Source organism: Nostoc sp. (assembly GCF_036917395.1).
Taxonomy (GTDB): Bacteria; Cyanobacteriota; Cyanobacteriia; order Cyanobacteriales; family Nostocaceae; genus Nostoc.
In genome coordinates this window covers 73,420-87,651 of sequence record NZ_JBALDI010000057.1, presented here as the reverse complement: position 1 = coordinate 87,651, position 14,232 = coordinate 73,420, and the positions used below count along the sequence as shown (strand labels likewise).

At 42.3% G+C, this 14,232-nt stretch carries 10 protein-coding genes; 6 read left to right on the top strand and 4 right to left on the bottom strand.

The genetic code is table 11. From position 1 onward, the window contains the following. Entirely contained in the window at positions 1–1,341 is a 1,341-nt protein-coding gene (gene clpX, locus V7K46_RS19995; RefSeq protein ID WP_335116111.1) for an ATP-dependent protease ATP-binding subunit ClpX, read from the top strand. 139 nt (positions 1,342–1,480) lie between these two features. Further along, the gene (locus tag V7K46_RS19990; protein WP_335116109.1) at positions 1,481–2,401 is read left to right on the top strand and encodes an alpha/beta fold hydrolase; all 921 of its coding nucleotides are present in this window, start codon (positions 1,481–1,483) and stop codon (positions 2,399–2,401) included. 14 nt (positions 2,402–2,415) lie between these two features. On the opposite strand, the gene V7K46_RS19985 is transcribed toward V7K46_RS19990, so the two are convergent. Together V7K46_RS19985 and V7K46_RS19980 are read right to left on the bottom strand one after the other, a co-directional pair. Beyond that, entirely contained in the window at positions 2,416–3,615 is a 1,200-nt protein-coding gene (locus V7K46_RS19985; RefSeq protein ID WP_335116107.1) for an FAD-dependent monooxygenase, read from the bottom strand. A 54-nt stretch (positions 3,616–3,669) separates the two neighbouring features. Then, entirely contained in the window at positions 3,670–4,653 is a 984-nt protein-coding gene (locus V7K46_RS19980) for a GntR family transcriptional regulator (RefSeq protein ID WP_334796992.1), read from the bottom strand. A gap of 328 nt (positions 4,654–4,981) precedes the next feature. Here V7K46_RS19980 and V7K46_RS19975 point away from each other — a divergent pair, with 328 nt between their 5' ends. Next, positions 4,982–5,722 carry a dienelactone hydrolase family protein gene (locus V7K46_RS19975; RefSeq protein WP_335116235.1) on the top strand — a complete coding sequence of 247 codons (741 nt, stop codon included), beginning with the start codon at positions 4,982–4,984 and terminating at the stop codon, positions 5,720–5,722. 193 nt (positions 5,723–5,915) lie between these two features. Then, positions 5,916–6,818: a S1 RNA-binding domain-containing protein gene (locus V7K46_RS19970; protein WP_335116105.1), complete on the top strand. Its 903-nt coding sequence runs from the start codon at positions 5,916–5,918 to the stop codon at positions 6,816–6,818. A 287-nt stretch (positions 6,819–7,105) separates the two neighbouring features. On the opposite strand, the gene V7K46_RS19965 is transcribed toward V7K46_RS19970, so the two are convergent. Further along, a complete protein-coding gene (locus V7K46_RS19965) occupies positions 7,106–8,053 on the bottom strand; it encodes a GUN4 domain-containing protein (protein WP_335116103.1) in 948 nt (315 codons plus the stop codon). 1,060 nt (positions 8,054–9,113) lie between these two features. Between V7K46_RS19965 and V7K46_RS19960 the strand changes: the two genes are divergently transcribed. Together V7K46_RS19960 and V7K46_RS19955 are read left to right on the top strand one after the other, a co-directional pair. After that, positions 9,114–9,989: an SDR family oxidoreductase gene (locus V7K46_RS19960; RefSeq protein ID WP_335116101.1), complete on the top strand. Its 876-nt coding sequence runs from the start codon at positions 9,114–9,116 to the stop codon at positions 9,987–9,989. Between the two features lie 227 nt (positions 9,990–10,216). After that, positions 10,217–11,713, top strand: coding sequence for an HlyD family efflux transporter periplasmic adaptor subunit (locus V7K46_RS19955; RefSeq protein ID WP_335116099.1), 1,497 nt, complete (start codon positions 10,217–10,219; stop codon positions 11,711–11,713). A 270-nt stretch (positions 11,714–11,983) separates the two neighbouring features. Here the strand turns inward: V7K46_RS19955 and V7K46_RS19950 are convergent, their stop codons facing one another. Then, entirely contained in the window at positions 11,984–13,687 is a 1,704-nt protein-coding gene (locus tag V7K46_RS19950) for a S8 family peptidase (protein WP_335116096.1), read from the bottom strand. Between the last annotated feature and the right edge of the window lie 545 nt (positions 13,688–14,232).

Here is a 14,232-nt window from a genome sequence, read left to right as displayed (position 1 = left end):
ATGTCTAAGTACGACTCCCATTTGAAGTGTTCATTTTGTGGCAAGTCTCAAGAGCAGGTGCGTAAATTAATCGCGGGGCCGGGAGTCTACATCTGCGATGAATGCGTTGACTTGTGTAATGAAATACTAGACGAAGAGTTACTCGATACAAATGGTGCGGCAGCACAACCAGCACCAAGAGCAGAACCACCTCAAAAACGGCGTACCCGATCTTCTAGTATTTCGTTTAATCAAATACCCAAGCCAAGAGAGATTAAAAAGTATCTAGACGAACACGTCATTGGTCAAGATGAAGCGAAGAAAGTGCTGTCAGTAGCCGTTTACAATCACTACAAGCGACTGGCGGTTATTCAGTCTAAAACTAGTGGCAAACCTGGGGCGGATGATGCTGTAGAACTGCAAAAGTCCAACATTTTGTTAATCGGCCCGACTGGTTGCGGCAAAACTCTCTTAGCGCAAACCCTAGCGAAAATCCTGGATGTACCGTTTGCCGTCGCCGATGCTACGACGCTGACGGAAGCGGGGTATGTGGGAGAAGATGTGGAAAATATCTTGCTGCGACTGTTGCAGGTGGCAGATTTGGATATAGAAGAAGCGCAGCGGGGAATTATCTACATTGATGAAATTGATAAAATTGCTCGCAAGAGCGAGAACCCGTCAATTACCCGCGATGTTTCTGGCGAAGGCGTACAGCAAGCCTTGCTGAAAATGTTAGAAGGAACGATCGCCAATGTACCACCCCAAGGAGGGCGCAAGCATCCCTATCAAGACTGCATCCAGATTGATACAAGTAATATTTTGTTCGTCTGTGGTGGTGCCTTCGTAGGTTTGGAAAAGGTTGTAGATCAGAGAGTTGGCAAAAAAGCAATCGGCTTTGTGCAACCGGGAGAAGGCCAATCTAAGGAAAAACGGGCAGCAGATACTCTTCGCAATCTAGCACCGGATGATTTAGTAAAATTTGGCATGATTCCAGAATTTATTGGGCGCGTGCCAATGGTAGCAGTAGTAGATCCGCTAGATGAAGAAGCGCTGATGGCGATTCTCACCCAACCACGCAGCGCCTTAGTGAAGCAGTACCAAAAGCTGCTGAAGATGGATAATGTCCAGTTAGATTTTAAACCAGAAGCTTTACGAGCGATCGCTCAAGAAGCCTACCGCCGTAAAACTGGTGCAAGAGCGCTGCGAGGCATTGTCGAAGAACTGATGCTGGATGTAATGTACGAATTACCGTCGCGTAAGGATGTAACTCGCTGCACAGTAACACGGGAGATGGTCGAGAAGCGATCAACTGCTGAACTGATAATACATCCATCTTCACTACCGAAACCAGAATCAGCGTAAATCAATGCTGTTAGCTGATAAGCTATGGTTTAGCCCGTAAAGTTAGGAGTCAAGAGTGGAGAATGAGTAATTAACTCAAAACTCCGAATTCAAAATTAAAAACTCCTACCTCCTAACTCTTAACTCCTAACTCTCAAAAATGCCTTATATTAATATTCGTGGCGTTGAGCATTACTACGAATGGCGGAAAAAACCATCTGGTTCTTTGATAAAACCAGTGATGGTTTTCATGCACGGTTGGGCTGGTTCGGCTAGATATTGGCAAAATACCGCGAATGCTTTATCGGAGCAATTTGATTGTTTACTCTACGATATGCGGGGATTTGGCCGTTCTGGTGGGAAGCCAACCATAGCCGAAGCAAGTGAAGCTGTTGCCGAATCTGAATCCCCCCAGGAAGAATCACAGGCAATCAGAGAATTAACTTATGAATTAGAGGAATATGCTGATGATTTGGCAGCTTTGTTAGATGGGTTGCATCTTCAGCGTGTCTATATCAATGCTCATTCAATGGGCGCGTCTGTTGCCACTTTGTTTTTTAACCGCTACCCCCAACGAGTAGAACGAGGAATTTTAACCTGTAGCGGCGTTTTTGAGTACGACGAAAAATCCTTTAGTGCCTTTCATAAATTTGGTGGCTATGTAGTAAAATTCCGTCCCAAGTGGTTAAGCAAAATTCCATTTGTTGACCGCATGTTTATGGCCAGATTTCTGCATAGTTCCATACCATATTCTGAGCGGCAAGCTTTTTTGGAAGATTTTCTCGAAGCAGATTATGATGCGGCTTTAGGAACAATTTTTACTTCAGTCAGTAAGGCTCAATCTGAAGTGATGCCGCAAGAGTTTGCCAAGCTGACAGTACCGACTCTGCTTGTGGCGGGGGAGTATGACAAAATTATTCCAGCCGAGATGGGGCGTCAAGCAGCTGCACTGAGTGACAAAGTGGAATTTGTGATGATTCCTAACACAGCGCATTTCCCAATGTTGGAAGATGCACCAACTTATTTGCAACGGGTACAAGAGTTTTTGCAAATTAACATCCCACAACCACAAGTCGGATAACTAATGACGGTTTTTTAGACAGTTAAGTGTACCTGTGTGATACCTTGACGCATTTTATATTGTCGCCTTAACCAAGACTTTTTAATTATTTTACGGAGTAAGGGAGCAAGTTGAATCAACAGCGATCGCAGCAGTGCATTTTTTCGCAATAGTTCACCTTGTTTAGCTTCTTCTAACTGGAGTTGCTGGGCGCGGATAATTTCTGGCTCACGTTCCGCTTGGATGTGCGATAGTGCCATATCAATATCCTGGTGTCCAGTTTTTTTGTGCAACAGTGGCACAAGATGATTAGCAGCGACAATCACATCACGGAATGCGAGATTAATTCCTTGAGCACGGACAGGAGACATTGGGTGTGCAGCGTCACCTAGAAGCAATACCCCTGGTGCGTGCCATTGGGGACAATAACCAACCACAACAGAAAGCCGAATCGGGGATTCGATGGTGTCTGCATGATTATGGAAATGCTCTGCTAGCCATGAGGGTGATAGTGAGGCAAAAATCTCTGCCCAGTTGGCTTGCTTGGAGTCAGTGTTTTCGGTTGCTTCCATCACCCAAGCCAGATGCAGTTTTCCTGACTCTGCTCCGTGAAAAATGGTAAATACGCGATCGCCATTTACAATAGTACGAAATACATTATCGGCTGCAAACTCAGGACTGGCGGCAAGTTTAAACCAGAGAATATCAATATTTTTGGGCTGGCGTACCAATTCCAATCCTATACGTTGTCGCACAAGAGAATTTCGACCATCTGCCCCAATCACTAAGTCAGCAGTTAGTTCTCTGCCATCGCTTAGTACTACACCTGCGACACGTTGATTACTCCAGCGTAAATTTTTGACTGGAACACCCTGGATAAATTCGAACCCATCATTGGTTTGAGCTTCAGAAATCAGTGCATTGAGTAACGGTGGTTGTGAAACCAGCGTACAGGGTCGGGTTGCTCCCATTGGTTCATCAACTCGAAACAACTGCTTATCCCCCAGAATGAATTCCCATGCGTCGAGTTGTCGATGGGGAATATGCTCCAACAACGCCGATAAACCCATTTGCTCTAGTGCATCTAAGCCACTAGGCATTAATCCTTCGCCGCGAAAAACACGATGAAAGTCTTTTGCTGCTTCAATTAACGTTACAGCAATACCACGTTTTACAAGGAGCAGGGCAAGTGTTACACCTGTTGGACCTGCGCCCACAATCACAATCTGCACCATCTCATTCCTCGTGTATTAGTTGCTCTCAAAGATGTTGGTCGAATTATCTTGAGATTAACCTAAACCCAGTTCTCGTTTTAGCAAGTTAATCGAGTTTGTCCCGATATAATTTTCAACCTTAATCAGTTTCGGTGGACGAATAATATCTTCATCAAATGCTTGCACGGCTGCTTGCACTGCCGCAAAACTGGCTTGATCACTTATAATTACCTCAGCCCGCTTAACCATTGCCTGAAGTTTATAAGCATCTTTTGGTTGCGAAGTCATCACCAGAAGTTCATCCCCACGTAGACCGTGCAGGATAACTTCTGCTGCTCGTGCAATCCCGGAACTGAGGCTAACTATGCCTACACAGTTTTGTTTTGGCAGGGTTTTCAATAAGTTGAGTTCTTTGGTGTAGTCGTAGATATCCAAAGGAATCACTCGTGCAGCTTTAGGAGCAGCGATCGCTTCCACATTACTAATAAAATACCGACTTGTGACTACTGTCGCAGAGGTAGTTTTATCTAACGCAACTGTTAATTCTTCCATTGCTACCAACTGGACTGGTATTTTCAAAGCTCGCTCTAATTCATACACCATCAACTCACCAGCACCCATGTCATAAGATGGAACTGCAACCAGTACCCGCGCACTACAACGCAAGCGCCAGTCAATTTCCGCTAAAAATAGCTCTCTAGCTTGATTGAGTGAACATCCTTGAGAGAGCAGCTCGTCAAGTGCTTGCTGGACAACTTGATATGCATCAGGATGTTGTTTAAGAATTGGTGATTGCAGCCTGCTACCGCCCTCATGACCTTGGGCACGAACATAAATTCCCGAACCAGCCATACTTTCAACAAATCCGTCTTCCTCCAGTTGACGGTAAACTTTGCTGATAGTGTTACGGTGTAACCCAGTTTGCATTGCCAGCGCCCGTGTACTTGGTAATTTGTAAGCAGGTGGATATTGCCGAGAAGCGATCGCAAACCGAATTTGATTAAACAGTTGGGTTGATGCGGGAATTTCGCTATCTGACTGAATACGGAATTGAATCATCACCAAACCTCCTGAATACTAAGTGCTGTTAGCGAATAGCTATGGTTTAGCCCGTGCTGTTAGCGGATAGCTATGGTTTAGCTTATGCTGAGTGCTGAGTGTTGCTTTCCTACTCAGGACTCAGCCCTTTTAACTCAGCACTTTTTTAGTGACTAGCTGCATTTGCTACATGTCGAATATTTTATTTACATATGAAGTTTTTCTAGGAGAAATTTCTAATGCGCTCATTATTGGTAATTGATAATTTAATTACAAAAAACCTAGTCATACTGGCATAGTTATATCAAATAAACACATGGCTAATCACATAGCACTGGTAAAAATTATTATGACAGAGCAAGCAATAATTACCACAACGGTTAATCTTTTGCAAGATAATATTCAAGTGGCTGCTTATTTGGCAGAGCCAAAAGAATCTGGATTTTACCCAGGAATTGTGGTATTGCAGGAAATTTTTGGTGTCAACGTTCACATTCGGGATGTTACAGAACGGATTGCGAAACTTGGGTATATAGCGATCGCACCTGCACTTTTTCAACGGACTGCTCCTGGCTTGGAAACCGGATACACACCCGAAGATATTGAAACGGGCAGAGGCTACGCCATGCAAACTAAAGCATCAGAGTTATTGAGCGATATTCAATTAGCAATTGACTACCTCAAAAGCTTGCCCCAAGTAAAAAAAGATGGCTTTGGCTGTATTGGCTTTTGCTTTGGGGGTCATGTCGCATATCTTGCAGCCACCTTACCAGATATTAAAGCTACAGCTTCCTTCTACGGTGCTGGAATTACCACCCGCACACCAGGAGGTGGCGCTCCTACTATTACTCGCACCAAAGAAATTCCGGGTACTCTCTATGCCTTCTTTGGTAGAGAAGATACTAGCATCCCACCCGAACAAGTAGATGAGATTGAAGCAGAGTTAGAAAAATATAAAATTACTCATCGTCTGTTTCGCTACGATGGAGCTGATCACGGATTTTTCTGTGACCTTCGTGCCAGTTATAATCCTAAAGCTGCTGCTGATGCTTGGGAGCAAGTGAAACAACTCTTTAGTCAACTGAACTGAAGTCTATACAGCCAAGTTCGTTTTTTGTCATTTGTCATTGGTCATTAGTAAGAACCAAAGACACGCTAGAAGTCTGAGCGCTGGATAAAGGTGATGGCTTTGCCAACGCTAAGGACAAACTAGAACTTTGAGGACAAATGACAATCTAAACTCCAGTGGAACCATCTCAAATAACAATTAATCTTCAAAAGTCATGAATTCCGAATCGAAACTTTCTCAAACAGCCAATTCGTCGTTTACGATGGACGATTTTGCCAAAGCACTAGAAAAACACGACTACCAGTTTCAAAAAGGACAGGTTGTACATGGCAAAGTGTTCCAACTTGACCATGATGGAGCTTATGTCGATATTGGTGGCAAGTCGTCAGCTTTTCTGCCGCGCGATGAGGCTTCTTTGAGAGCAGTGACCGATTTATCGGAGGTGCTGCCATTGCAAGAGGAAATGCAGTTTTTGATTATCCGAGATCAGGATGCAGAAGGTCAAGTCACCCTTTCTCGAAAGCAGTTGGAAATTCAGCACATCTGGGAACGACTGGCCGAAATGCAGGAAAATACCCAGACTGTGCAAGTAAAGGTTATGGGTGTAAATAAAGGTGGTGTCACCGTTGATATTCTTTCTTTGCGGGGATTTATTCCGCGATCGCACCTGGCAGAGCGTGATAATTTAGAAGCACTCAAAGGTCAAAATCTGACTGTGGGTTTTTTGGAAATTAATCGTAACACCAACAAACTCATCCTTTCCCAGCGATTAGCGACTCGTTCTAGCAACTTCAGCTTGTTAGAACTAGGTCAACTGGTAGAAGGCAAAGTTACGGGTATCAAACCTTTTGGTGTATTTGTCGATTTAAATGGTATGGGGGCCTTGCTTCATATCAAGCAGGTAAGCCAAAAATTCATCGAATCTCTAGACAAGGTATTTCAAGTTGGTCAGCCAATTAAAGCTGTAATTATTGACTTGGACGAGGGTAAAGGACGGGTTGCTCTTTCTACCAGAGTTTTGGAAAACTTCCCTGGCGAAGTGCTGGAGAATATGGAAGAGGTGATGGCTTCGGCTGAGGCGCGTGCTAATAGAGCTAATAACAAAGCTTCTGAATAGTTTTGAGGTGGGCTGCTTGCACAAAGCGTTTAAATCCCCATGTGAAACAATTTTTAATTGTTAATACTCTCCCTGCATCTACAAAGATGTGGGGAGATTTTAAATTGGGAAAACAAGAATTTCAGTCACCTTGAAGGTGTCAGAAAGTACTGAAGTGCAGGAGGTAGTAGAAAAGTTTATTCAAGCTAATTGTTATCAACCTACAGTGCCAGGTATCGAATCTCTGAAATGTTGATTAACTAGTTGAAAACAACCTTACTACAAATATTTATAAAAGTCTGAAGTGCTTATATATTGAACTTCATGAGTCTAAATGCGAGAAAAGATTCTCCCCACAAAGCATTAGATTCAGTTGTCAAAATCCACCAACCCTCACACCCGAAGGGTAAGTGTCCTTTAAGCGCTAAAGTGTTAAAAACTACATCTTCCTCAACAAATATCCACTCACCTTTCACTCTCCATCCTACGCGATCGCCAAATTTTTCCCAGGCTTCTTCATAATATTCACCGTCAGCCTTTCCACCACATTCGAGATAAATTTTCTTCTGAACGCTAAAGCCAAAGTGCCCATTGCTATATTTTACCCACAGTTGGTCAATGGTGCGTAAGTCAGTACAGGGAAAATTATTGATAGATTCGGTATCAAACCAGCCTTCCTCTTCCCTGGTAGATGCCTTGAGCATGACAGCTAAAGTTTCCTCATCCGCTTCTTTCCACTTGCCTGCTGCTAGCAAATCTCGCAATTGCGTGTAGGTTACTCCCTTCTCAGAACTGAGGTCATCGGCTTGAATTACTGGCTGTAGCTTTGGTTTTCGCTCTGGCGGCTTTCCAGTAATACCCCAAATTAATTGCTCCATAGCCTCATCAGTATCTGTCCGAAAGTCAACCCACGTATGACCCCTAAGAAAAATTGGGAGTTTAGGCTGCTGTGGTGTATTCCCAAGCAAAACGGGAATCACGGGACAGCCTCTGTCTACAAATTCGTTTAAAAAAGCTCTCATCTCTTGACTTTGCCAGGGGCCAAGTCCACTGCTACCTACAAAAACTGCTGCTGATTTAATATTTTCTATTTGTTCTTCTAGTAAAGACTGCCATGCTAAACCAGGACGAAGTGCCCACTTATCTAGCCAAGGTTTAATTCCTCTTTCCGTTAATTCATCAGCAATTTTTATAACTTCAGGCTTGTCTTTGCTATTGTGGCAAAGGAAGACATCATACTGATCTTCGTCACTCATCTATAAGTCTCCTAACATCCACTTCTCTATATAGGCAATAATTGCCAACGCATTATACTTACTGCTTTAATTAATTTTATATTACGTAGTATAGTTTGATTTATTCTTGCCTACTTACTTAAGTTATTAGTTAATACATCGGAAAAATGAATAAGGGATTTCCAACAAATAAATTATTCAATCTTGTGGAGTGGTCATTTTAACAGCTTTTGGCTATGGGCGCTCATGTTGCCCATCCCACAAGAAGTAGTTGAGTATTTTTTATTTGGGAGTCCCTAAAGTTGGATCTAATAAGCAAAATGGCATTTGACTTACTCAAAAGCTATGTTTGCTTTCTCAAAAGCTGTGTTTGCTTTCTCATTTCAGTGTATTCCGCAAGCAAAAGCAGCTTTCACTTACTCAAAAGCTGTGTTTGCTTTCTCATTTCAGTGTATTCTGCAAGCAAAATCAGCTTTTACTTTCTCAAAAGCTGTGTTTGCTTTCTCATTTCAGTGTATTCTGCAAGCAAAATCAGGTTTTACTTACTCAAAAGCTGTGTTTGCTTTCTCATTCCGGTGTATTCCGTAAGCAAAATCAGGTTTTACTTACTTAAACCCCAGTTTACTTTCTTTTTTTGATGTATTCCGCAAGTAATCAAGCATATTGAGAAGGCAATATGCTTGATTGCTGACTCATTCCAGTAATTCACACACTCGATCACTAATTCGGATAACTTTAAGAGGGTAGGAAAATGAGCTATCCTGACCGCTACAACCAGGAGAACCTGTTGAACTTGCACAAGGCTAAAATGTCGCTTGAACAGGCTATTGACTTGTTGAGCCAGTAAAATTAATCCCATTACCCTATCCCCTGCATCTACAAAGATATGGGGGATAATTTGTAAAGTATTAAGATAAATAAGGTGCGATCTATTGGCTTAGTTGGCGTGAGGATATCTTGAGCATAGTAAAAAAGTATAAAGATATGCTCATGTTGTTTAAGTATTGCTCAACGGGTTTTGAGCATATATCGAGCATTTCAAGAACTATAAACGCTGAAAGTATTCAATTTAGGTATTTATATGTTTCTAGTAACTGGAGCAACGGGAGGAATTGGTCGCAGAGTTGTGCGACTCCTACGGCAACGAGAGCAGTCTGTGCGGGCATTTGTCCGCCTTAATTCACGCTACAGCGAGTTAGAACACCGGGGTGCAGAAATTTTCATCGGTGACTTGCTAGAGGAAAAAGATATCCAAAAAGCTAGTCGGGATATCCAGTATATTATCAGCGCCCACGGTTCTGATAGCGATGCCCTATCTTTAGATTACCGCGCCAATATTGAACTGATTGACCAAGCAAAAGCCAATGGCGTAGAGCATTTTGTCTTTATTTCTGTATTGGGAGCCGATCGCGGATATGAAGACGCTCCTGTGTTCAAAGCCAAACGAGCAGTAGAACGATATTTGGCAGCTAGTGGCTTGAATTACACAATTTTACGCCCAGCTGGATTAGCATCTAACTTGTTGCCACTAGTAGAACGATTTCGGGAAACGGGATTGTATTTGCTGATTGGCGATCGCAAAAATCGTACCTCAATTGTAAGTACCGATGATTTGGCAAGGATAGTGGTGGATTCTGTGACAGTTGAAGCTGCTCGCAACCAGATTTTAGCAGTGGGAGGGCCGGAGATTTTATTACGAGAAGATATTCCCCGAATTTTTGGTCGGATCTTCGCCAAAGAACCAGTAATAATTAACTCACCACTATTTCTTATTGATGGGTTACAAAATGCATTGGGTTTATTTAATCCCCAAACCCAAAAAGCTTTGGGAACTTTTCGCACATTGCTAGCAAATGAATTTTTCTGTACAAAAGATGAAATTGCCAATTTAGAGGCGATTTTTAACTTCAAATTGGAGACATTAGAAAACTTTTTGCGGCGCTATCTAGCAGTTTGAAAAGGGGAGTGGGGAGTAGGGAGTAGGGAGAAGAAAAGATATAAATCTCGTCCATCTTGAAACAGAGGAGTAGTGCGGGCATCTTGCCTGCTACTACCAGCAGGGAACTATGTATGGTTCTCAAAAGAGATATGGTTTAAATGACAAACGATAAATCATTTCCCTATTCCCCACTCCCCACTCCCTATTCCCCACTCCCTATTCCCCATTCCCTAATCTAAAATTCTATGAAATCTTCCCTAGCTGCAAATGCTGCTCAAGCACGTCAGACAAAAGAGCGATTCGCTCAACCAGAGGAACAACTCACCTATGAATTGGGGAAGGCGGTACAGGAATTGCCACCCCTGTACACTAGATTATTAGCGGGAACGATGAGCGTCATTGTATTTGGGGCGATCGCCTGGGCGCACTTCTCACAAATAGATGAAGTAGCAACAGCACAAGGGGAATTAATTGCTTCCACACAGGTAAGACCGGTGACATCCTTGGGTGGGGGGTCAATTGTCGCCGTCAAAGTGCAAGAAGGCGATCGCGTTACCAAAGGTGAAGTTCTGATTCAAAAAGATCCAGACTTGCAAATAAGCGATGTTTCCCGCCTAGCCAAATCTACTAGATTGATTCAAGACGATTTGCAACGTTTGGATGCAGAACGCACCGGAGGCAAAACTACTGGGACGAAAGTGCAAGATGAACTTTTAAATTCCCGCCTGCAAGACTTCCAAGCTCGTCAAGCAGCGGCGGAAGCAGAAGCAAATCGCCAAATAGCACTCATCAATCAAGCCAAAGTCCGCTTGACTCGATTGCAAGACAACTTAGTTAATGCCAAAAGCAGCGTTGGCAATGCCAAAACCAACCTTGTGAACGCAGATAGCATCAGAATTAAAATTGAAAGTAATTTGACGCTTGCTCAACAAAGGGAAAAAAGCCTACGCACCCTAATTACTCCTGGCGCTGTACCTCGTGTCGATTACTTGGATGCCCAAGAAAGATTAACTCGTGCAAAGACAGAAATTACTAAAGCACAAGATGATGTTACCAATAGCCAGAATAAAATCACAGAGGCTCAAGATAAAGTCACATCATTAGAAAAAGATATTGCTGCCCAAGTCCAAGAAATTCACCAAGCAGAACAAGCTTACAACGCTGCACGCAGTCAGACCGAGCGTGTATCATCAGAACGCCAAAGTGAAATTTTGACCCAGTTCAACAAGCGTAAAGAAGAACTGACAACTGCTCAAGGTCAATTAGAGCAGGCGAGGAAGCAGCAAGCTTTAGAAACGATTGAGGCTCCCGTTGCTGGTACGATTTACAGAGTTAAAGCCACTAAGGGCCCAGTGCAATCTGGTGAAGAATTGCTGTCAATTTTGCCGGAAGGGGAAGAAATGCTCCTAGAGGTGAAAGTTCTCAACCGTGATATTGGGTTTATTCGTCAAGGAATGAAAGCAAAAGTGAAAATGGCGACTTTCCCCTTCCAGGAATTTGGCACTGTGGATGGCGAAGTCATACAAGTCAGTCCGAATGCAATTGTTGATAAAGAATTGGGGTTAGTTTTCCCCACCAGAATTAAGGTAAATAAACACTCAGTGAACGTGCGGGGCCAAGAAGTAGAATTTACACCAGGAATGGCTGCTACAGGTGAAATTGTCACTCGTAAAAAGTCAATTTTGACATTCATTACTGAACCTGTGACACGGCGATTCAGTGAGGCATTTTCTGTTAGGTAGTTATTCCAAGCAATAGAAAGGCGATCGCTGCCAATTAACTTCTATAAAAAAGAGCGATCGCCTCTTTTCTCTTATCCTGTGATAGCTTTTTATCAAATATATTCTATCTGAAATATATGTTCTTTTTGCCTGATATACTTATCTGGTAAGGATTGTTAGCAATAATTATAAAAATGTAGAGACGCGAATCACATCTCTACAAACTTTTTCAGTTGGTTAATTTTCTGAAGCGAGCAGTATTAAACTCAACTACAAATCGCTATATAATTTTCAAGCGATACCCAAGTATTTTTTAGACTGCTCTATTTGTTTTTGGATTCCCTCTAGTAATTTGCCAAAATCAGGATTATCCTGATCATCATTATCATCATTGCTATCCACATTGATGCTGCTCAGAATCTTCTCAGAGTTTTGGGATTGCGACCATAATTCTGGATTGGCTAATCCGTTATTACCTTCGGTTGATGTCTGATATTTTGTCGTTTCTGTAATTGCCTGACCTGTTAGAGAACTGACATCAGAATTATTAAAACTAGAAATTGTCTCTGGTGTCAAATATTTTGCCGTTTCTGTAATTGCCTGACCTGTTAAAGAACCGACATGAGAACTATTAAAACTAGAAATTGTCTGTGATGTATAATTTGCTGTTTGTGCGTTGATGTGTAGCAGGTTGTCGTCAGACATCGCCTGCCTTGCCAGAGAACTGACATTGGAAACATTAAAACTAGAGCTTGTAGTTTGTGTACTATTTATTGGTGTGTTTGCAATCACCTGATTCGCTAGAGAACTGACATTAGAAAGATTAAAACTAGAGCTTGTAGTTTGTGTACTATTTCCTGCCGTTTCTGTGACAATCTGACGGACTTGGGCATCAGTCAGGTTGTGGTTAGCACTAAGCATCAGAGCAACTACACCAGCAACATGGGGAGCAGCCATAGACGTGCCGCTATAAGTGGCATACTGATTATTCGGAACTGATGAGTAGACCTTGACTCCTGGGGCTGTGACGTAAGCGATTTGCTTCGTTCCAGAGCGGTCAGAGAAGTCGGGCATATTATTATTTCTATCTACTGCCCCAACCGCAATTCCCGACTTGTATGCATAGCTGGCGGGATACTCTGGTGATGAGCCACCATCATTACCAGCTGCCATGACGACAATCACTCCTTTGCTGCTGGCATAGTCAATGGCTGACTCTAAAGTACTATTGGAATATGGCCCTCCTAAACTGAGGTTAATCACATTAGCTCCATTATCCACGGCGTAGCGAATACCTTTAGATATGGAATTAAAGGAACCGGAGCCAGACTCATCCAAAACTTTGACGGGCATAATCTTGGCATCATAGGCAATACCAGTGACACCATAGTTATTATTTTCTCCTGCGATCGTGCCAGAAACATGAGTACCATGACCATTATTATCTAGGGTATTGTTGTTATTATCAGCAAAGTTCCAGCCGTAATTATCATCAACATAACCATTGCCATCATCATCTATACCGTTACCTGCAATTTCCTTGGTATTCGTCCAGATATTATTTTTTAAATCCTCATGGTTGTAGTCAACTCCAGTATCTACAACAGCGACAACAACACCTTTACCTGTGTATCCATGTGCCCAGGCTTCCGGTGCTTTAACCAGGTCTGCTCCCCAATTATTGCCACCAAGATCAGGAACATCAGCAAAGGTATTCTGACCAGCAGCTTTAGCCACTGCTGCCGCTGCATTAATCAAGCCATAGCCATTGGTGGAGTTATAATTCGCAGTATTAAAAGCAGTAGCGTTACTGCTATTTTTAGAGTCACCCCTATTTTGCAACTGCACATCAGCATCAGCTGAGTTGTAGCTACTACGTCCGATTGAGTTAAGGCTGTAGTCATCCTTCGTATTAAAGCTATCTAATGAGGAGATTGAAGTGACATTGAACCGTTTATTTGACAACACATTGTTATTAACATGATCAATGCTCATAAGTATTTTTTCTCAAAAATAGCAATCTTTTTTTTGACAGCTTGAAGCGTTAAAACCTTTGACAAAAGGTTTTAATGTGTGAATAAACTCCATTGTCAATAATTACTATGAAATTTCAGAAAAAGTTGCTAAATTTACTACCAAAAAAAGTTCTAAAAATAGTGTTTTTTATAAAGAGTCAATTTATCAAGTCAATTTTAAATTATTAATAGTTAATTAATCGAAATTAATGCCATATAAAAATTGCATTATATTTATAAAATTAGAGGTTGCAGAGATTTTTAATGCACTACCTTAACTGTGTCATGCCAGTAGGATGCGTTACACTCCGTTAACGCACCTATTTTTATACCTTAAAAAGAATTGTTCCTAATTCCCTTTCCAGTGATGCAAGACTAAGACGACAAATACCTGATTTAAAAGCACACCATTCTGATCACACCTGATTTGTCGTAGGGGCGCAAGACCTTGCGCCCCTACCGCGTGGTCTATTGACCTGAAAATAGCTGTAAGTAGGGGCTGGCTGCTTATCCAACAGTCGTTTT